Source organism: Haliovirga abyssi (assembly GCF_030295325.1).
In the GTDB taxonomy this organism is placed as follows: Bacteria; Fusobacteriota; Fusobacteriia; order Fusobacteriales; family Haliovirgaceae; genus Haliovirga; species Haliovirga abyssi.
Map to the genome: position 1 here is coordinate 958,832 of NZ_AP027059.1, position 18,872 is coordinate 977,703.

Genomic DNA, 18,872 nt, shown 5'->3' on the forward strand with positions numbered 1-18,872 from the left:
TTGAAGAAATGGTTATTATTAGTACTATTATTTTTAGTTATAGGATGTAATAAATTTAATGATGAAATATTAAATTATAATAGTGTAAAAAAAATAAATAATAAAAAATATAATTCTGAAAAAAGCAAAAAAGGGGTAAAGAAAATGGAATTTCAATCTTTTATGTTAGAAAATAATATAAAAAAAAATAGTATTAAAAGTAAATTTGTTCCAGAAACTATGGAATATTATGTTTTATTACCCCAAAATTATAATAAAAATAAAAAATATCCTGTATTATATCTTTTACATGGAATTACAGATAAAGCAGAATATTGGTTTGACAAAGCAGAAATTTTAAGTAGATATAAAGAAATTAGAAATAAGAAAATAATTGGAGATATGATTTTGATTTTCCCAGAATCTGGAAATGATGGTAGAAGCTGGTATACTAATTTTGAAAGAGATAAAAAAAATAAATATGAAGATTATTTTATAAAAGAGCTTATTCCAGATGTAGAAAAAAAATATTCTGTATATAAATCACCGGATAAAAGAGCTATTGCTGGGTTTTCTATGGGTGGATATGGAGCGTATGCTTTGTTTATGAGAAATATAGAGAAGTTTAAAGTTGTAGGTTCTTTTGCAGGAGCATTAAATTTAAATAGAGTAGCTTTTAATAAAAAAGAATTAGGTGTATATAAATTTTTATGGTTGCCAGATATATTTATTAAGGATGAAAATGGAAAATCATTTGAATATTCTTTTGGGAATTTTCCTATGAAATGGTTAAATAAAAATCCATATAAATTAATTGATAAACTATATAAAGAAAAAAAAGATGAACTTAAATCAAAATATTTTTATTTGAGCGTTGGGAAAAATGATATAGAGGATTATCATATGATTTACCAATGGCAGGATATGTGTGAAAAATTAGAAAAGTATAAATTGAATTATAAGGCTAATTTAGTAGAAAATGAAGAGCATACTTGGGAATATGTTAGAAGAGATTTTGAAAATTTATTATTATATGTTTGGGATAAGTTAGAGGAGGAATAGTGGATAAAATAATTAATAAAAATAAAACTATAGCAGTAGCAATGAGTGGTGGAGTTGATAGTTCTGTTGTGGCATATATGTTAAAAAAAGAGGGATATAATATAATAGGAATAACAATGAAACATTGGGGTGGAGAAGATTCAGGAGATAATAATAAAACTTGTTGTTCATTAGATGATATTTATGATGCAAAAAGAGTTTGTGATGATTTGGGAATATCACATTATGTTGTTAATTTTGAAAAAGAATTTAAAGAAGAAGTTGTTAAATATTTTATTGATGATTATATAAATGGCAATACACCTAATCCATGTGTAGTATGTAATAGAAAAATAAAATTAGGAAAATTAGTGGATTTTTCAAAAAAAATTGGAGCTGATTTTTTAGCTACAGGACATTATGCAAAAGTTATTAATGAAAAATTATATATGGGAGATGACGTAAAAAAAGATCAAGCGTATTTTTTATCTCAAGTAAAAAAAGACTATTTTAAGAGTATATTATTTCCTATTGGGAATTATAATAAAACTTATGTTAGAGAATTGGCAAAAGAATTAGGTGTAAGAGTTTATGCTAAAAAAGATAGTCAAGAGATATGTTTTGTAGAGAATGATGATTATAAAAAGTTTCTTATGAATATGACAGATGGGAAAATATTTAAAAATGGAGAAATAGTAACTACAAAAGGCGAAGTTGTAGGCAAACATAAAGGAACAGCTTTTTATACAATAGGACAAAGGAAAGGGCTAGGAATATCATATAGTAAACCACTATATGTAGTCGATTTAGACAGTAAAAATAATAGGGTTATTGTTGGGGATAATGAAGAACTATTTAGAAATAAATTAATAGCGATTAAAATAAATCTTTTAGGAGTAGAAAAGATAGAAGAATTAGATAATATATATTGCAATATAAAAACAAGATCAAGAGATATATTGCATAGAGCTAAATTAAAATTAATAGATGAAAATAAAATAGAAGCTTCATTTGAATTAGGAGTAAGAGCAATTACACCAGGGCAACTAGCTGTATTTTATAGAGAAGATGGTTTAGTTCTTGGAAGTGGATTTATAGAAGGAGGTAAAAGTTTATGATAATTAAAATAGGAGATACAAAACAACAAATAACAGAAAAGCCAAGAGGTGGGGTAGGCGAAATTATAGCAAACATGTATTTGAAAGATTCAGAATTAGAAAATTCATTAACAGGATTTAATATGATGCAATTAAAAAAAAATAGTGAAGTTGGATATCATCAACATATAAATGATGAGGAAATATATTATATATTAACTGGTAAAGGTATTGTAAATGACAATGGAATAGAAAAAGAAGTTGAAGCAGGTGATATGATTTATACAAAACAAGGTGAATTTCATAGTATAAAAAATATAGGAGATGAGCTATTGGAATTTATAGCTTTCATAATAAAAAAATGAAAGAACTAAATATAATATTTCCTGGTTGGGGAAGTGTCAAAGAATTTTATTTAGATAATTTAAAATTAAAAGGGAAAATTATAGTTATACAAGATTATGATTTGGAAAAAATCTGGAAAAATCTGGAAAATACAATAAAAAGTTATGATATTATAAATATAATTGGTTGGTCTTTAGGAAGTTTAATAGCTTTAAAATTGTTATTAGGAAAAGAAGAGAAAGAAGAAGAAAAAAAAGAAATTAAAAAAGATATAAAAAATAAAATTAATAGGTTGATTTTGTTTGCTCCAACTTTAAAATTCACAGAAACTACACCTAAAGTTATTGTGAAAAGAATGAAAAAAAATTTACTAAGAAATAAAGAAAAAACTTTAAAAGAGTTCATAAAATTAAATTTTTATTCAGAAAACAATTTTTTAGAATATTGGGAAAAATATAAAGAGAGAATTATAAATTTAGATACAGAATATTTATTAGAAGGATTGGATATTTTGGAAAATTGGGACTTGAATTATATTGGGATTAATTATGAAATACTTTTAACAATATTTTTAGGAATAGAAGATAGTATAATTATAAACAATAATTCTAATAAAGTAATAGAAAAATTTAAAAAAGTAAAAGTGCATAAATTAAGTAATTGTGGGCACAATATTATATTTGAAAAAAAAGATGAAATCATAAAAATATTAGGAGTTATGTATGATTGAAAAAGAAAAAGTTATAAAAAATTTTTCAAAAGGAGCTAAAACATATGATAAATATGCAAAAGTTCAAAAATATATGGCAGAAAAATTGAATAAATTGTTTATTGAACATAAAGAAAAAAATATAAATTGTGATATGAATTCAAAAAAACAAATTTTAGAAATAGGAAATGGGACAGGAATATTAACAGAGTATATATTAAAAAAATATAAAAATCTGAATATGGATTTAATAGATATATCGCCCGAAATGATAAAGATTTCTAAAGAAAAATTTAAAAATATAAATAATAATTTAAACTATATAGTTGGAGATGCAGAAGAGTATGATTTTAATAAAAAATATGATTTGATTATTTCAAATGCTACTTTTCAATGGTTTAAAGATTTCGAGAATACAATAAATAAGTTATATGATAGTCTAAATAATGGCGGAGAAATTATATTTTCTACATTTGGAAAAGAAACATATAATGAATTGAGAAAAATATTAAAATCGATATCAGAAAAATATGATTATTCGCAAACATTTTATTCAATGAATGATATTGAAAAAATTATAAGAGATATAGGTGCTGAATTTACACTTATAGAAGAAAACTATATAGAAAAATTTAAAAATGTAAGAGAATTTTTATTTGCAATAAAAAAGATAGGAGCAAATAGTGCTAAAGAAAAAAAAGAAATATTAACACCAGGAGTTTATAAACAATTAGAAAAAGAGTATAAGAAAAATTTTACAAAAAATAATAAGATAATTGTAACAAATCATATTATTTTTTGTAAAATAAAAAAGGAAATAAAAAAAAATATAGTATAATATATTATAACGATTTAAAATTTTGTTATAATATATAGGAGGTGTTCTAAATGATAGAAAAAGATTTTTTTAGAAAAACTATGTTAGCTGGAATTGGTTTATTGGATATGACAAAAGAAAAAGCGGATGAAGTTGTAAAAGAGTTAGTGAAAAGAGGAGAAATCGCAGAGAATGAGGGAAAAGAATATGCAGATGAAATTTTGAAAAAAGCAAAAGGATTTGAAGAGGAGCTTACAGAAAAAATTGAATCGGTATTAAAAGAAAAAAGCTATGCAAAAGAGGATAAAGTAGAGATTATTGAAAAGAAATTAGATGAAATACTAGAAAAATTAAATAATATGTAATAAAAAAAGGGGGAAACCCCTTTTTTATTTACTAGGAAAGTATAAATTTATTCAGAAAATAAGGTACGCCGTTTTTTTAAATATGCGATTTTTCAAAACAAAATTTTTCAGAAGCCAAAAATTTAGAAAAATATTTATGCTTTACCAGATGAAGCGTAGCTTATTTTTCCATTGAGAAAAATTGAAAAATGAGGTATAATGCTTGTGCTAAATAAAATAATTTTTTTAATAGTAAAAATATAAAAACTGGAGGAAATTTTATGAAAAAAATTGGGATATTGTCATTAATAACATTGTTATTAATAGCAGGATGTGGAGAAACAAAACAAAAAAATCAAGAATCAAAACAATCAGTAACTAAAAAAGTAGAATCAAATATCAAAGTTGGAATTGAAAAAGGAAATAAAATACCTGATTTCAAAGTGATGAGATTAGATGGTGAAATTATTAATATGGAAGATTTAAAAGGAAAATATGTTTTATTAAATTTTTGGGCAACTTGGTGTCCACCATGTAGAAGAGAGATGCCATCAATACAAAAATTATATGATGATAATAGAAGTAATGATAAATTTGAAATTGTGGCTATATCAGTTGACCAAAAACAGGCTTTTGAAGTTCAAAAATTTGTGGATGACAATGGTTATTCTTTTCCAATTTATTATGATAAGGGTGGAGTATTATCAAGAAAATTTTTTATTAAATCAATACCAACCACTTTTCTTGTAAATAAAGATGGAATTATAGAAAATAAAGTGTTAGGTGGTTCTGATTGGTCAAAATTAAATGTACAATTATTAACAAAAGGTGTTAAATAATGGATGGGATGACAAATTTATCGCTATTATTAGTGTTTGGAGCAGGGATTGCGAGCTTTTTTTCTCCTTGTACTTTGCCATTAATTCCAGTTTATTTATCATATATAAGTGGGATTGGAGCGAAAGAATTAAATAATAAAAAAAGATTTAAAATATTTTTTCATACTTTATCATTTATTTTAGGATTTACAACTATATTTGTAATTATAGAAATTGGGGCTATATATTTCGCAAATATTTTTTCAAAGGTAATTAGTAATGATATTACATATAAAATAGCAGGAACTTTAGTAATAGTATTAGGAATTCATATGACTGGAATTTTTAAAATAAAACAAATTTCACAAGAAAAAAAATTGAATATCCGTATTAATCCTGGTAATTATTTTTCTTCATATGGATTGGGATTACTTTTTGCCTTAGGTTGGTCGCCATGCGTAGGACCTATTTTGGCTTCTGTTGTAATGTATGCTTCACAGTCGAAAACAATGAGTACAGGAGTTTTTTATCTCATAATATATTCTTTAGGAATGGGAATTCCATTTTTAATATTTGGATTTTTATTAGAGTATTTTATGAAATTTGTAGATAAAATAAATAAATATGGAAAAGTAGTAGAGATAGTTAGTGGATTAATATTAATTTTAATGGGATTAGTTCTATTTTTTAATAAATTAGGAGCAATATCTTCATTATAAAAAGGTGAGTCTTAATGGAAAGATATAAAAAATTATATATTAAATTGGAAGAAGCAAATATAAAAGGGCTAGGAGAAAAAACTATAGAGAAATTAAACAAAATTAAAGTAATTACAGTAAAAGATTTATTATATAATTTTCCAAGAGGATATGAAGATAGAAGAAATATAAAAAAAATATCTAATGTTAGAGTTGGAGAATTTGTTACTTTAAGAGGAATTATATTAACAGGAGAATTAATCAGAACTAGGAACAAAAAAGTTATTTATAAAATAAAATTAAGAGATGAATCAGGGATTATAGAAGTTTCTTGGTTTCAAATGCCATATTTGAAAAATAAGCTTATTCCTGGAAAAGAAATTTATGTTATTGGAGAAATAAAAAGAGATTATTATCTAAAAATGGTAAATCCAGAATATGAATATGTATCTGAAAAAGTAAAATATAAAGCTGAAATTTTACCGAATTATAGCTTGATAAGTGGATTAAGTCAGAAAATAATGAGAAAAATAATAAAAAATTGTATAGAAAAATATAAAGAATATATTTTAGAACTGATTCCAGATGAGATAATAAACAAATATAAGCTATTAAATAGAGATGAAGCAATTGCTTTAATCCATTTCCCTAAAAATAATAAAGATATTGAAATGTGCAAACATAGATTTGCAGTAGAAGAACTTTTAATGTTAGAATTTAAAATATTATATGGAAGATATAAATTGGAAAATGAAAATAACAGGAAATATTATCTATTAGATAAAAAAGATAAAGTTAAAGATTTTTTGAAAGAGTTAAATTTTGATTTAACAAATGCACAAAAGAGAGTAATAACTGACATTTATAAAGAGATTAAAAATGGGAAAATAGTAAATAGGTTAATTCAAGGAGATGTTGGTTCAGGGAAAACAATAGTTGCGATTATAATGTTACTGTATATGGCCGATAATGGATATCAAGGTGTATTTATGGCACCAACTGAAATTTTAGCAGAACAACATTATTTGGGAATGGTTGACAGATTAAATGAAATAGGAATTAGAATGGAGATTTTAACTGGTTCTATTAAAGGAAAACAAAAAGAAGAGATTTTAAATAAAATAAAATATGGATTAGTAGATATTGTGGTTGGAACTCATGCTTTAATTGAGGACAATGTAAAATTTAAAAAATTAGGGTTAATAGTTATTGATGAACAACATAAATTTGGAGTTATTCAAAGAAAAAGGCTTAGAGAAAAAGGAGTTCTTGCTAATTTGATAGTAATGAGTGCAACACCAATTCCAAGGTCATTAGCACTAAGTATATATGGCGATTTGGATGTGTCGATAATAGATGAACTTCCACCAGGCAGGCAAGCAATAAGAACTAAATGGATAAAAAATGGGAATGAAATAGAGCAGATGTATAAATTTATAAAAAGTAAATTAAGTGAAGGCAGGCAATGCTATATTGTGGCACCACTTATAGAAGAATCTGAAAAATTAAATTTACAATCTGCTGTTGAATTGTATGAAAAACTAAAAAATGGATATTTCAAAAAAAATAGTGTAAAAATTTTACATGGTAGAATGAAGAGAAATGAAAAAGAAGAAATAATGAGAGAATTTGTGAAAAATAGAATACAAATTTTAGTTTCTACAACTGTAATAGAAGTTGGAGTAAATGTTCCTAATGCTTCAATAATGGTTATTTCAAATTCTGAAAGATTTGGCTTAGCACAGCTACATCAACTTAGAGGAAGAGTAGGAAGAGGAGAGCATAAATCATATTGTTTTTTATTGTCAGATACAAAAAATGAAATTAGCAAAACACGATTAAAAATAATGGAAGAGAGTACCGATGGATTTAAAATAGCAGAAGAAGATTTGAAATTGAGGAAATCGGGAGAAATTTTTGGAACAAAACAAAGTGGAATAAGTGATTTGAGATTTGTAGATATAGTACATGATATTAAAACAATAAAGTTAGCAAGAGAAGAAGCTAAAAAATATTTATCAGAATCAAAAGGAAAAATTAACAATAAAATATTAAAATTTGAAATAGAAAAAAACATATAATTTATATAGGGAGGAATTTTAGTTATGTTTAAAAAGTTTTTTAAAGGGTCTAAAAAGAAAAATATGGTAGAGAAAAAAGAAGAGGTTAATAAAAAAGAGGAGTCAGAAAAATTTCAAAGTAATATAGAAAATAAAAAAGTAGAAAATGCTATAAAAGAGGAAAAAGTAGATATTTTAAAAGATGAAAGCTTAAAAGAAAAAATTGAAGAAGTAAAGAAAGAAGAAGTAAAGAAAGAAGAATTGGAAGAGAAAAAAACTGAAAAAAAAGGCTTTTTTACTAGCTTAAAAGAAAAATTAACAAAAAGTAGAGAAGGATTATTTGGAAAATTAAAAAATTTCTTTTCTGGAAGGTCAGTAATAGATGATGAAATGTATGAAGATTTGGAAGAACTATTGATTCAATCAGATATTGGATTTGATATGACACTTAAAATAGTAGAAAATTTAGAAAAAGAAGTTAAAACAAGAGGAATAAAAGAAGCAGAAAAAGTATATGATGTGTTAAAAGATGTATTAGAAAGATTTTTAATTAGAGAAAATAATAAAATAGAGTTAAAAGAAGACAGATTAAATATAATACTTGTTGTTGGAGTAAATGGAGTAGGAAAAACAACTACAATAGGAAAAATGATATCAAAATTTAAATCTGAAGGGAAAAAAGTTATAATTGGAGCAGCTGATACATTTAGAGCAGCAGCGATAGAACAATTAGAGGAGTGGGCGATTCGTTCAGAGGTGGATATAGTAAAGCATTCTCAAGGAGCTGATCCTGGAGCAGTTGTATTTGACACGCTAAAGGCAGCTAAAAGCAGAAACATGGATGTGGCTATAATAGATACAGCAGGAAGACTTCATAATAAAAAGAATTTAATGGATGAATTGTCTAAAATTAATAAAATAATAAAAAAAGAAATTGGAGAAAACGAACCATATGAAACTCTATTAGTAATTGATGGAACAACTGGACAAAATGGATTAACCCAAGCAAGGGTATTTAATGAAGTTACTAAATTAACAGGATTTGTAATAACAAAATTGGATGGGACTGCGAAAGGTGGAATAATATTTGCAATATCTGAAGAATTAAAAAAACCAGTTAAATTTATAGGAGTTGGAGAAGGTATTGAAGATCTAAGAGAATTTGATGCAGATGAATTTATAAACGCTATTTTTGAATAAGAGGAGATATTATGAAAAATCTTCAAGGGAAAAATATAAAATTATATAAAATGTTAAAAGAACTAGATAATAGCTGTGAAGAAGTCGAAGTTATATCCACAAAAAATGGTGAATATACAGCTAAATTAAATGGGAAATTTCTTCATAGTAAATATAACCCATATAAGGAAGCAGAAAAAGTAATTTCAAATTATTCTATTAAAGAGAAAAAAGTAGTTACACTATTTGGAATTGGATTTGGATATTATTTAGAAGAGATATTAAAACATATAAAATCTGATACTAAAATATTTATTATAGAAGAGAATTTATGTTTATTAAAAAAGCTTTTTGAAATAAGAAATTTTGATAAGATGTTATTAAATGAAAATATATTTATATATCATACTTCACAAAAATTTGAATTTATATACAAGCTGGAAGAAAATTTAAAAGTTGGATTTGCGTTAGACTACGAGGTTATAGTTCATAAAGTGGAGTCTGAATTTTATTCAAAAGAATATAATGAGTTTATATCTGAAATGAAAAATAGTTTAAGTAATAATTTAGTGAATACAGCTACTATTTTTGAATTTTCTAAAATGTGGCAGAAAAATAGATTTATGAATTTAAAAAACTTTGCAAAATCTATACCTGCAATATCTCTTTTTAATGAACTTAAAAATATGCCAGCAGTAATTGTGGCTGCAGGACCTTCATTAGATAAAAATATTATGTATTTGAAATGGATAAAAAATAAAGCGTTAATAATCGCAGTAGGAACAGTATTGAAAAAACTTTTAGCAGAAGGAATTGAGCCTGATATAATTGTTTCAGTAGATGGTGGAGAACCAAATTGGGAACATTTTAGTAGAATAGATTATGAAGAGATACCATTAGCATATGAGCCAATGTTAAATCCTAAAATTTCTTCTAAACATAAAGGAATAAAAGTAGGGTTTGTTACCCAAGATGTGGTGAGTGCTTGGGCAGAAAAAATATTAGGGGAAATGGGATTTGTAAAAAGTGGAGGAACAGTTGCAATTTCATCATATGATTTTGCAATAAAACTTGGTTGTAATCCAATAATTTTATTAGGGCAAGATTTGGCTTATAGTGGTGGAAAATCACATGTATCTTCTACAGTATATGAAAATGATGAAGTGAAAGAAGAGAGCGAAGACATTCATCAAATGGAAGTTTTAGATATATTTAATGAAAAAATTTTAACAGATAGAAAATTTTTTACATTTAAGCAATATTTTGAAAGATTTATTGCAGGGGATAAAGCTGGAAATAATATGTTAAAAATTATTGATGCAACTGAAGGAGGAGCAAAAATATCAGGGACTGAAATAATGACATTAAAAGATGTATATTTCAAATATATAGCTGATAAAAATATAGATTTTAGAAAAATTTTAGAATCAAAAATAGATACTATTGATTTTAATGAGAGATTAAAAAAGATAGAAGATGGAAAAAAAGATTTAAAAAGCAAATTGATAAAATTTTTAAAAATTGTAGAAAAGGGGATAAAAGTAATAAATAAATTACAAAAAAATCCGAACAAAGTTTTTTCAGATAAATTAGATAAAATAGATATAGAATTAAAAAAAGAGTTAGAAGTTTCTTTTTTTATAACATATATTACTCAACCAATAATATCAACAGTTATAAAAGAAAAGGTTAATAATAAGGATTTGAACGATATATTAAAATCAAATTTAAAATTATATAAAGGGATTAAAGAGGCAGTTGAATATACTTTGGAGTGTTTGGGGGAAGAATAATGAATGAAAAGATATTAGTTGTAGATGATGAGCCATACATTAGGAAAATTCTAAAATATACTTTAGATAAATCAGGCTACATGGTTGAAGAATGTGAAGATGTATATGAGGCAGAAGAACTTTTAAAATCTAAAAATTATGATTTAATTTTAACAGATTTGATGATGCCAATAAAAAGTGGCTTAGATTTAGTTAGATTTGTAAGAAGTGAACTAAAATTAGATAAACAAAAAATTATAATATTATCAGCTAAAGGGATGGAAAACGATATTAAATTAGCTAAAGAATTAGAGGTGAGTTATTACATAATGAAACCTTTTGAAGTGGGAAGAATAATAAAAAAAATACGAATGGTTTTAGATGGAGAGATATAATGATATATTTAAATGGAAAGATTGAAGAAGAATCCAAAATATTAAAAGCTATTGAATATGGGTATGGGTTATTTGAAACAATAGGTGGCAAAGGAGAAAAATTATATTTTTTTGAAGAACATTTTAATAGATTGAAGAATGGAATTAATAGAATAGGGTTAAATTTGAAATATGATATTGAATATCTGTATAATATAGTCGAAGATTTGATTATGTTAGAAAATATAGAAAAAGATGAAGAATTTAAAGTTAAGGTTATTGTAGCAGAAGATCTATTTTACGTTTCTTTAAATAAAATTAAACTTAGAGAAGAAAAAAATGGTATTAAAGTTGGATTAATTAAAAGTTATTTTCAAAATGAATTGGGATTTTTGAAAAGTTTAAACTATATGAATAATATTTTGGCTAGAAAAGAGTTGAAAAAAAACAGTTATTATGAAGGTGTTTTTATTAATAGAAATCGACATATAACAGAAGGTACAATTAGCAATATATTTTTCATAAAAGAAGATAAAATTTTTACACCTAGCTTAGATTTAAATATATTAAATGGAATAATTAGAAGCAAAATTATTGAAATATCCAAATTAAATAATATTAAAATTGAAGAAGGGCATTATTATTATGATGAATTATTAGAGGCAGATTCGATATTTTTTACTAATTCTTTAATGAAAAATGGTTTGTTATGGGTTAAAGAGATAGATAATAAATTAAAGCAAAAACATGAGTTTATAACTAAAATTGAAAATGAATATAAAAAAATATTGCAAAAATGAAAGAGGTGTTTAAAATAAGTCTGAAAATAACTTTAAAGTCGAAAGTTATAATTATATATATTATAATTATAATAGCTTTTATTGTAGCAATTTATCAACTTTCGATGATACAAATTTTTAACAATAAATTTTGGAAAAAAGAGGCTTATAACCAATATTATCAAAACGGAACTCCAATTGGGCATAGAGGGAAAATAGAAACATTAAATGGAGAAGAAATTGCATATGATATACCAATGTATCAAATTATATTGGATCCAACACAAATAGAAAATGGGAAAGAAGAAAAAGCCTCAGCTATTTTGTCTGAAAATTTAAAATTAGATAAAAAGCAAATCTTAAGAACTATATTAGATAAAAAAAGTAAAAAAAGTAAATATTATAAAGTTGGAAAATCAATTTCTGTAGAAACAGAATCAAAAATAAAAAAATTATTTATTAAAAATAAAATAAATGGATTTTTTGTAGGAGAAGATACAAAAAGAATATATCCAAATTTTTATATTTTTAATAGCATAACTGGATTTGTAGGCGGGGATAAAAAAGGAAAATATGGAATAGAAAAAATGTTTGATAAAAGATTAAAAGGAGCAAAAGGATTTTCAAGAGTATCTAAATTTAAAGAAAAATATAGTTTATCTTTTGGCGGAAAAGAGGAGTTTATAAGTCCAAAAGATGGACAGACAATAGTTTTAACAATTGATTATACAATGCAGCATATTTTATATGAAGAGATGTATAAAATGTTTGAAGAAACAAAATCAAATTGGGCGGCAGGGGTTATTGTAGAAGCTAATACAGGAAAAATATTAGCAATGGTGTCTTTACCAGCAACAGACAATAAAGTATATATAAAAAATAATGTGATATATAATACTTATGAGCCAGGGTCAGTTTTTAAACCATTAATAATGGGAGCAGCATTAGATGAAGGGATTGTTAAACCAGATGATATATTTTACTGTCCTGGTAAAATAAAAGTTTATGATCGTACAATTAAAGATCATGATAATTCAACAATAGGATATCTTACATTAAAAAAGATTATATCTAAATCTAGTAATGTAGGAATGGTTCAGATTGGCGAAAGATTTAGCAAAACCTCTTTTAATAATTGGCTACATAGGTATGGATTTGGTGCTCCAACAGGAATAAAATTATTCAAAGAAAGTTCATTGAAAATAGGAAATCCTAAAAAATGGAGTGGAGTAAAAATACCTACTATGAGTTTTGGGCAAGGGATTGCAGTTACTCCAATACAATTAGCAATGGCACTTACATCTGTTGTAAATGGTGGTATATTATATAAGCCCAGAATAGTAGAGCGAATAGAAGATGGAGATATTATTTTTGATAATAATAAACCAGAAATAAGAAACAGAACTATTTCAAAAGAAACATCTGAATTAATAAAAACATATTTAAGAGATGTAGTAGAAAATGGGACTGGAAAAAATGCTAAAATAGAAGGATATGATATTGGTGGAAAAACAGGTACATCTCAAAAAGCTGAAAATGGAAAATATGGTAAAGGAAAGTATACAGCATCTTTTGTAGGAGTATTACCATTAAAAAAACCTAAATATGTAGCTTTAGTTGTTTATGATGAACCAAAAGGTAAAAAAATATATGGTGGGCAAATAGCAGCCCCTGTTATAAAAAACGTATTTGAAAGAATAGCTAAATATAAAGATATTTTACCAAATAATTTAGAAACTAAAACAGTTATACTAAACGGAGAGACAGCAATTGAAAATAGTGAGATAAAAGCAGACAATAGTAATATAAAGAATTATATGCCAAATTTAATTGGTAAAACTAAAAGAGAAGCTTTAGGTGAAATAAGTAATATAACTCAAAATGTAGAAATAGAAGGAGAAGGAAAAATAACTTTTCAGAGTCCTAAACCAGGAACACCTAAAAATAAAATTGATAAGGTTTACTTGAAATTTCAGGAAAAATAATTAACTGAAAGTTATATAGGAATGGCTTAAAAATAACATTCCCATTTTGTTTTAAAATACGCAATGTTTTAGGAATGATTTAAAAACAACCTTTTTATTTTGTTTTAAAATACGCAATGGTTCAAGCGTTTTTATAACAAAAGATATAAAATTATTTTTAAACATTCTTTAAGCGTTTTTATAAAAAAATATGAGAACATTATTTTTTAAACGTTCCATAGTAAAAAAACTTTTAAATTAGAAATAATTGTGATATAATTAATTATGAATATCTTAAAAAGAATCTTCCTATTTTGTTATAAAATATGCAAATAATTAGCTGTTTTTATAAAAAAATATGAGAAACCTATTTTTGTTACTTAGGAGATAATAAAATAATGAAAGAATTAGGAATATATGATTTAAATATAGTAGAATTTTATAAAAAAAACATAAAATCTTTTAATAAAGAATTTGTGATATTAGATTCTCCAAGTGCAGATAAATTGTCAAATTTTTCTTATATAGTTGGTGAATTTAAAAGTAAAATAATAATAAAAGATAACAAAATATTTGTTGATAATATAGAAATAATTGAAGGAGATATATTTGATGTTTTGAGAAAAATAAAATCAGAAAATATGAACTGTGTAGAAAACATAGAGTTTTTAAATAATGTTTTTACAGGTGGATATATATCTATTATTTCTTATGAATTTAATAAATATATAGAGGATATAGATATAACTACAATAGATGATCTGAAATTACCAGATGCTATTTTTGTAATACCACAGTTAATTATTATAAGAGATGAAAAGAAAAATAAATTTTATGAAATAAATTTTACAAAAGAAAAATTCGATTGGGATTTTAATTTTAAGAACAAAAAAAAATTAAAAACAGAATTAGAAGATATTGATTATAAAAAATTAAAAAGCTATAATGTCAATATGGAAAAAAATAAATTTTATAATATTGTAAAAAAAGCGAAAGAGTATATTAAGGCAGGCGATATATTTCAAGTAAATTTGAGTCAAAGATTTTCTTGTGATATAGAGTCAAAAGATCAATTTAAATTATATGAGATTTTAAGAGATATAAATCCATCACCTTTTGCTTCATTTGCAAAATTTAAAGAGTTTACATTGATAAGTCAATCACCAGAAAGATTAATTAGTTTAAATGGTGATAAAGTAGAAACTAGGCCAATTGCAGGCACAAGAAGAAAAGAAGATAATACAGAAGCAATAATGGAATCGGAATTAATAATGAGTGAAAAAGAGAGAGCAGAACATATTATGCTTGTAGATTTAGAAAGAAATGATATAGGTAGAGTCTGTGAATATGGAACTGTTAAAGTTGATGAATTAATGGAAATTGAAAAATATTCACATGTAATGCATATTGTTTCTAATGTTATAGGTAAATTAAATAAAAAATATGATGAATTTGATTTGTTAAAGGCAGTTTTTCCAGGAGGGACAATTACAGGAGCTCCTAAAATAAGATGTATGGAAATAATAAATGAATTAGAGCCAACAAGAAGGAGTTTTTATACAGGAAGTATTGGCTATATAGGGTTTAATAAAATTATGGATTTAAATATAATAATTAGAAGCTTTATTAAGAAAAATAAAAATATCTTTTTTCAAGTAGGCGCAGGGATAGTATATGACTCTATTCCAGAGAGGGAATATAAAGAAACAATAAATAAAGCAAGAGCAATGATTGTATCATTTGAAACGTTAATAAACCAAAATAAAATAAGAGGTGATGAAGAATGATGGCAAAAGGGAAAATTTTTTATTTAGATGATGAACCTGAGCTTTTGGAATTTGTAGAATTTGTATTAAAAAGATATAAATATGATGTAATAGTAAAAGAAAAATGGGATGATAAATATTTAGATGAATTAGAAGATGTAGATATGATAATATTAGATATAATGTTTCCAGAAGGGCAACCTGATGGCTATGAAGTATGTAGAAGAATAAAAGGAATTGAAAAATTAGGGAATATACCAATTTATATGTTTTCAGCAAAAGCATTTTCTGAAGATAAAGAAGAAGCTTTAGAAAATGGTGCAGATGGTTTTATAGAAAAACCTGTTCCAATAGATAATTTAGTTAAGTTAGTCGAAAAAGTTGTAGAGGAGAAAAAGAAAAATGATTTTATTGATTGATAATTATGATTCTTTTACTTACAATATAGTACAATATTTGGGAATGTTAGGAGAAGATGTAAAAGTATATAGAAATGATAAAATATCTATTGAAGAAATAGAAAAAATAAAACCAGAAGCAATAGTAATATCGCCTGGACCTTGTACTCCAAATGAAGCAGGAATATCATTAGAAGTTGTAAAACAATTAAAAGGAAAATATCCAATTTTTGGAGTATGTCTTGGGCATCAAACGATTGGCCAAGCTTTTGGTGCAGAAATAATTAGAGCATCGAGAATAATGCATGGTAAAATTTCAAAAATAAATCATTTAGATAAAGGTGTTTTTAATGGTTTGAAAAATCCAATTGAGGCTACTAGATATCATTCTTTAATTATAAAAAATGGAACTTTACCTGATGAAGTAGAAGTTACTGCATGGACTAAAGAAGATGAAATAATGGCAATAAAACATAAAAAATATTTAATAGAAGGAGTTCAATTTCATCCAGAATCTATTTTAACTGAGGATGGATTAAAAATGTTAGAGAACTTCATGAAGGAAGTTAGAAAATAGATGAGATATTATTCACTTTATGTTAGCGATACAAAGACTACTTATTTTACATATGGAGATAAAAATAATGAATTTGAAGTTGGGGAATGGGTTTTTGTAAATTTTAGAAATAAGAAAAAGGCAGCATTAATATTATTTGAAGAGGAAGAAAGAGAATTTAAATTTAAAGTAAAAAATATTATAGAAAAAATACCTGATGAAATAAAAATTGATTCTAAAATGATAGAACTTTTCTTATGGATTAGTGATTATTATTTAACAGAATTTGGAGAGGTATTAACAGCAGCAATACCTAAAAATGTAAAGATAAAATATAGATATAAATATTTTTATAATGCTAGCAACAGACTTTTTGAAATGCCATTAGAAACAGAAAAACAGGCTTTTATAGATTATATAAAAAAAAGAGGAAATGCAGCAAAATCTACACTTATTTCAAAATTTGGCAAAAAATTATTAGATGAATTTGAAAAGAAAAACATGGTAACTTTAAAAAAAGAAGTTTTAAATAAAAATAATAATTTTTATGATAAAAGTGAATATAGTATAAAAATAAATAAAACATCTGATTTGACAAATGAACAGAAAAATGCTAAATATAAAATCTCTAGTTCTAATAAAAAGTATTTTTTATTAAAAGGGATAACAGGTTCAGGTAAAACGGAAATATATATTAAGTTAATACAAGAAGCTTTAGAAAATGGAGATGGAGCTATATTTCTTATACCTGAAATCTCTTTGACACCTCAAATGACAGAGAGATTAAAGAGAAGTTTTGAAGATAAAATAGCTATTTTACATAGTAGATTATCTGATATGGAAAGAGGAAAAGAATGGAGAGATATATATTTAGGAAATAAAAGAGTAGTTGTTGGAGTACGTTCAGCAATTTTTTCCCCAATAAAAAATTTAAAATATATAATAGTGGATGAAGAACATGAAACTACATATAAACAGGAATCAGAACCTAGATATAATGCAAAGTATGTAGCTATAAAAAGAGCAGAACTAGAAGGGTGTAAAGTAATATTTGGAAGTGCAACACCATCAATAGAAAGTTATTATTTTGCAAAAACAGGAGTTTTCGAATTAATAGAATTAAAAAATAGATATAATAATGCGAAATTACCTAAAATTGAGATAGTGGATATGAAAGATGAAAAGCAGGATAATTTTAGTGAAAAATTATTACAAGAGATATCTAAAAGGCTAAGAAAAAAAGAGCAAGTATTAATATTTTTAAATAGAAAAGGGTATTCAAATTTTATTCAATGTAAAGAGTGTGGACATGTTGAAACTTGTGAGGATTGTTCTGTATCATTATCATATCATAAAAAAGAAAATAAACTAAAGTGCAATTACTGTGGGAAAGAGCAAGTTTTTTTAGGTAGTTGTAGCAAGTGCGGAAGTAAAAAATTAAAATATTATGGGAAGGGTACTGAGAAATTAGAATACGATTTAAAAGAGTATTTTAAAGATGTAAATATATTAAGAGTTGATTCTGAAACAGTAAAAGAAAAAGGAAGCTATGAAAGAATATATAAAGATTTTTTAGATGGAAAATATGAAATTTTATTAGGAACTCAAATTATAGCAAAGGGATTTCATTTTCCAAATATTACATTAGTTGGAATAGTGTCAGCGGATTCTACTTTGAATTTTCCAGATTTTAGAGCAGGAGAAAGGACATTTCAATTAATAGTGCAATCATCAGGAAGAGCTGGAAGAGGCAAAAAGGATGGAGAAGTATTAATACAAACATACATACCTGAACATTATGTTATACAAAAATCTTTAACAGTAGATTATGATGGATTTTATGAAGAGGAGATTAATTTAAGAAAAGAATTAGAGTATCCACCTTTTGGTAAGATTATAAATATAATAATATCATCTGTTGAAGAATCAGAACTATTTGAAAAAGCAAACGAATTTTATAACTTAATTAAAAATAGCGAACTTGAAATATATGGACCATTTGAAGCACCTATTTACAAAATTAAAAATAGATATAGATATCAAATTTTTATAAAAGGTGAAAGAAAAGAGATAAATAATTTAAAAAAGCAATTAAAAAAAGAGTATAATAAATTTAAAATAAAAAATAAAAATGTTAGGATTACAATTGATGTAGATCCAGTTAATATGGCTTAGG

General features: G+C 24.9%; 18 protein-coding genes. All 18 read left to right on the forward strand.

All coding sequences use genetic code 11. The features are described 5' to 3' along the window. The 18 genes from RDY08_RS04290 (at position 1) to priA (ending at position 18,871) form a co-directional block, all read left to right on the forward strand. Entirely contained in the window at positions 1–1,041 is a 1,041-nt protein-coding gene (locus tag RDY08_RS04290) for an alpha/beta hydrolase (RefSeq protein WP_307905195.1), read from the forward strand. Further along, positions 1,041–2,138, forward strand: a complete 1,098-nt coding sequence (gene mnmA, locus RDY08_RS04295) for a tRNA 2-thiouridine(34) synthase MnmA (RefSeq protein ID WP_307905196.1) — start codon at positions 1,041–1,043, stop codon at positions 2,136–2,138. Before RDY08_RS04290 ends, mnmA begins: the two co-directional genes overlap by 1 nt. Next, a complete protein-coding gene (locus tag RDY08_RS04300; RefSeq protein ID WP_307905197.1) occupies positions 2,135–2,482 on the forward strand; it encodes a cupin domain-containing protein in 348 nt (115 codons plus the stop codon). The genes mnmA and RDY08_RS04300 overlap by 4 nt, the downstream gene beginning before the upstream one ends. After that, positions 2,479–3,192 (forward strand): hypothetical protein, encoded by a 714-nt coding sequence (locus RDY08_RS04305; protein ID WP_307905198.1) that lies wholly within the window; start codon positions 2,479–2,481, stop codon positions 3,190–3,192. The genes RDY08_RS04300 and RDY08_RS04305 overlap by 4 nt, the downstream gene beginning before the upstream one ends. Next, a complete protein-coding gene (gene bioC, locus RDY08_RS04310) occupies positions 3,185–4,009 on the forward strand; it encodes a malonyl-ACP O-methyltransferase BioC (protein WP_307905199.1) in 825 nt (274 codons plus the stop codon). The genes RDY08_RS04305 and bioC overlap by 8 nt, the downstream gene beginning before the upstream one ends. Positions 4,010–4,059: 50 nt before the next feature. Beyond that, complete coding sequence (locus RDY08_RS04315; protein WP_307905200.1) at positions 4,060–4,353, forward strand: phasin family protein; 294 nt, start codon at positions 4,060–4,062, stop codon at positions 4,351–4,353. A 260-nt stretch (positions 4,354–4,613) separates the two neighbouring features. Beyond that, positions 4,614–5,171 carry a TlpA family protein disulfide reductase gene (locus tag RDY08_RS04320; protein ID WP_307905201.1) on the forward strand — a complete coding sequence of 186 codons (558 nt, stop codon included), beginning with the start codon at positions 4,614–4,616 and terminating at the stop codon, positions 5,169–5,171. After that, the gene (locus tag RDY08_RS04325) at positions 5,171–5,869 is read left to right on the forward strand and encodes a cytochrome c biogenesis CcdA family protein (RefSeq protein ID WP_307905202.1); all 699 of its coding nucleotides are present in this window, start codon (positions 5,171–5,173) and stop codon (positions 5,867–5,869) included. The genes RDY08_RS04320 and RDY08_RS04325 overlap by 1 nt, the downstream gene beginning before the upstream one ends. Positions 5,870–5,883: 14 nt before the next feature. Continuing rightward, positions 5,884–7,929, forward strand: a complete 2,046-nt coding sequence (gene recG / locus RDY08_RS04330) for an ATP-dependent DNA helicase RecG (protein ID WP_307905203.1) — start codon at positions 5,884–5,886, stop codon at positions 7,927–7,929. A 24-nt stretch (positions 7,930–7,953) separates the two neighbouring features. Next, positions 7,954–9,108 carry a signal recognition particle-docking protein FtsY gene (gene ftsY / locus RDY08_RS04335; protein ID WP_307905204.1) on the forward strand — a complete coding sequence of 385 codons (1,155 nt, stop codon included), beginning with the start codon at positions 7,954–7,956 and terminating at the stop codon, positions 9,106–9,108. Between the two features lie 11 nt (positions 9,109–9,119). Then, a complete protein-coding gene (locus tag RDY08_RS04340) occupies positions 9,120–10,880 on the forward strand; it encodes a motility associated factor glycosyltransferase family protein (protein WP_307905205.1) in 1,761 nt (586 codons plus the stop codon). Then, a complete protein-coding gene (locus RDY08_RS04345) occupies positions 10,880–11,254 on the forward strand; it encodes a response regulator (protein ID WP_307905206.1) in 375 nt (124 codons plus the stop codon). Before RDY08_RS04340 ends, RDY08_RS04345 begins: the two co-directional genes overlap by 1 nt. Beyond that, positions 11,254–12,033 (forward strand): aminotransferase class IV, encoded by a 780-nt coding sequence (locus RDY08_RS04350; protein WP_307905207.1) that lies wholly within the window; start codon positions 11,254–11,256, stop codon positions 12,031–12,033. The genes RDY08_RS04345 and RDY08_RS04350 overlap by 1 nt, the downstream gene beginning before the upstream one ends. A gap of 5 nt (positions 12,034–12,038) precedes the next feature. After that, positions 12,039–13,997: a PASTA domain-containing penicillin-binding protein gene (locus tag RDY08_RS04355; RefSeq protein ID WP_307905208.1), complete on the forward strand. Its 1,959-nt coding sequence runs from the start codon at positions 12,039–12,041 to the stop codon at positions 13,995–13,997. Between the two features lie 377 nt (positions 13,998–14,374). Further along, entirely contained in the window at positions 14,375–15,763 is a 1,389-nt protein-coding gene (locus RDY08_RS04360; protein WP_307905209.1) for an anthranilate synthase component I family protein, read from the forward strand. Further along, positions 15,760–16,161, forward strand: a complete 402-nt coding sequence (locus RDY08_RS04365; protein WP_307905210.1) for a response regulator transcription factor — start codon at positions 15,760–15,762, stop codon at positions 16,159–16,161. The genes RDY08_RS04360 and RDY08_RS04365 overlap by 4 nt, the downstream gene beginning before the upstream one ends. After that, positions 16,145–16,717 carry an anthranilate synthase component II gene (locus RDY08_RS04370; protein WP_307905211.1) on the forward strand — a complete coding sequence of 191 codons (573 nt, stop codon included), beginning with the start codon at positions 16,145–16,147 and terminating at the stop codon, positions 16,715–16,717. Before RDY08_RS04365 ends, RDY08_RS04370 begins: the two co-directional genes overlap by 17 nt. Then, positions 16,718–18,871 carry a replication restart helicase PriA gene (gene priA / locus RDY08_RS04375; protein WP_307905212.1) on the forward strand — a complete coding sequence of 718 codons (2,154 nt, stop codon included), beginning with the start codon at positions 16,718–16,720 and terminating at the stop codon, positions 18,869–18,871. It begins immediately after the preceding gene. Position 18,872: the final 1 nt, after the last annotated feature.

Excerpts from the sequence above, each read along its gene's own strand:
- RDY08_RS04300 (WP_307905197.1), top strand. The coding sequence starts at position 2,135 with ATGATAATTAAAATAGGAGATACAAAACAACAAATAACAGAAAAGCCA.
- RDY08_RS04305 (WP_307905198.1), top strand. The coding sequence starts at position 2,479 with ATGAAAGAACTAAATATAATATTTCCTGGTTGGGGAAGTGTCAAAGAA.
- bioC (WP_307905199.1), top strand. The coding sequence starts at position 3,185 with ATGATTGAAAAAGAAAAAGTTATAAAAAATTTTTCAAAAGGAGCTAAA.
- RDY08_RS04315 (WP_307905200.1), top strand. The coding sequence starts at position 4,060 with ATGATAGAAAAAGATTTTTTTAGAAAAACTATGTTAGCTGGAATTGGT.
- RDY08_RS04320 (WP_307905201.1), top strand. The coding sequence starts at position 4,614 with ATGAAAAAAATTGGGATATTGTCATTAATAACATTGTTATTAATAGCA.
- RDY08_RS04325 (WP_307905202.1), top strand. The coding sequence starts at position 5,171 with ATGGATGGGATGACAAATTTATCGCTATTATTAGTGTTTGGAGCAGGG.
- recG (WP_307905203.1), top strand. The coding sequence starts at position 5,884 with ATGGAAAGATATAAAAAATTATATATTAAATTGGAAGAAGCAAATATA.
- ftsY (WP_307905204.1), top strand. The coding sequence starts at position 7,954 with ATGTTTAAAAAGTTTTTTAAAGGGTCTAAAAAGAAAAATATGGTAGAG.
- RDY08_RS04340 (WP_307905205.1), top strand. The coding sequence starts at position 9,120 with ATGAAAAATCTTCAAGGGAAAAATATAAAATTATATAAAATGTTAAAA.
- RDY08_RS04345 (WP_307905206.1), top strand. The coding sequence starts at position 10,880 with ATGAATGAAAAGATATTAGTTGTAGATGATGAGCCATACATTAGGAAA.
- RDY08_RS04350 (WP_307905207.1), top strand. The coding sequence starts at position 11,254 with ATGATATATTTAAATGGAAAGATTGAAGAAGAATCCAAAATATTAAAA.
- RDY08_RS04360 (WP_307905209.1), top strand. The coding sequence starts at position 14,375 with ATGAAAGAATTAGGAATATATGATTTAAATATAGTAGAATTTTATAAA.
- RDY08_RS04365 (WP_307905210.1), top strand. The coding sequence starts at position 15,760 with ATGATGGCAAAAGGGAAAATTTTTTATTTAGATGATGAACCTGAGCTT.
- RDY08_RS04370 (WP_307905211.1), top strand. The coding sequence starts at position 16,145 with ATGATTTTATTGATTGATAATTATGATTCTTTTACTTACAATATAGTA.
- priA (WP_307905212.1), top strand. The coding sequence starts at position 16,718 with ATGAGATATTATTCACTTTATGTTAGCGATACAAAGACTACTTATTTT.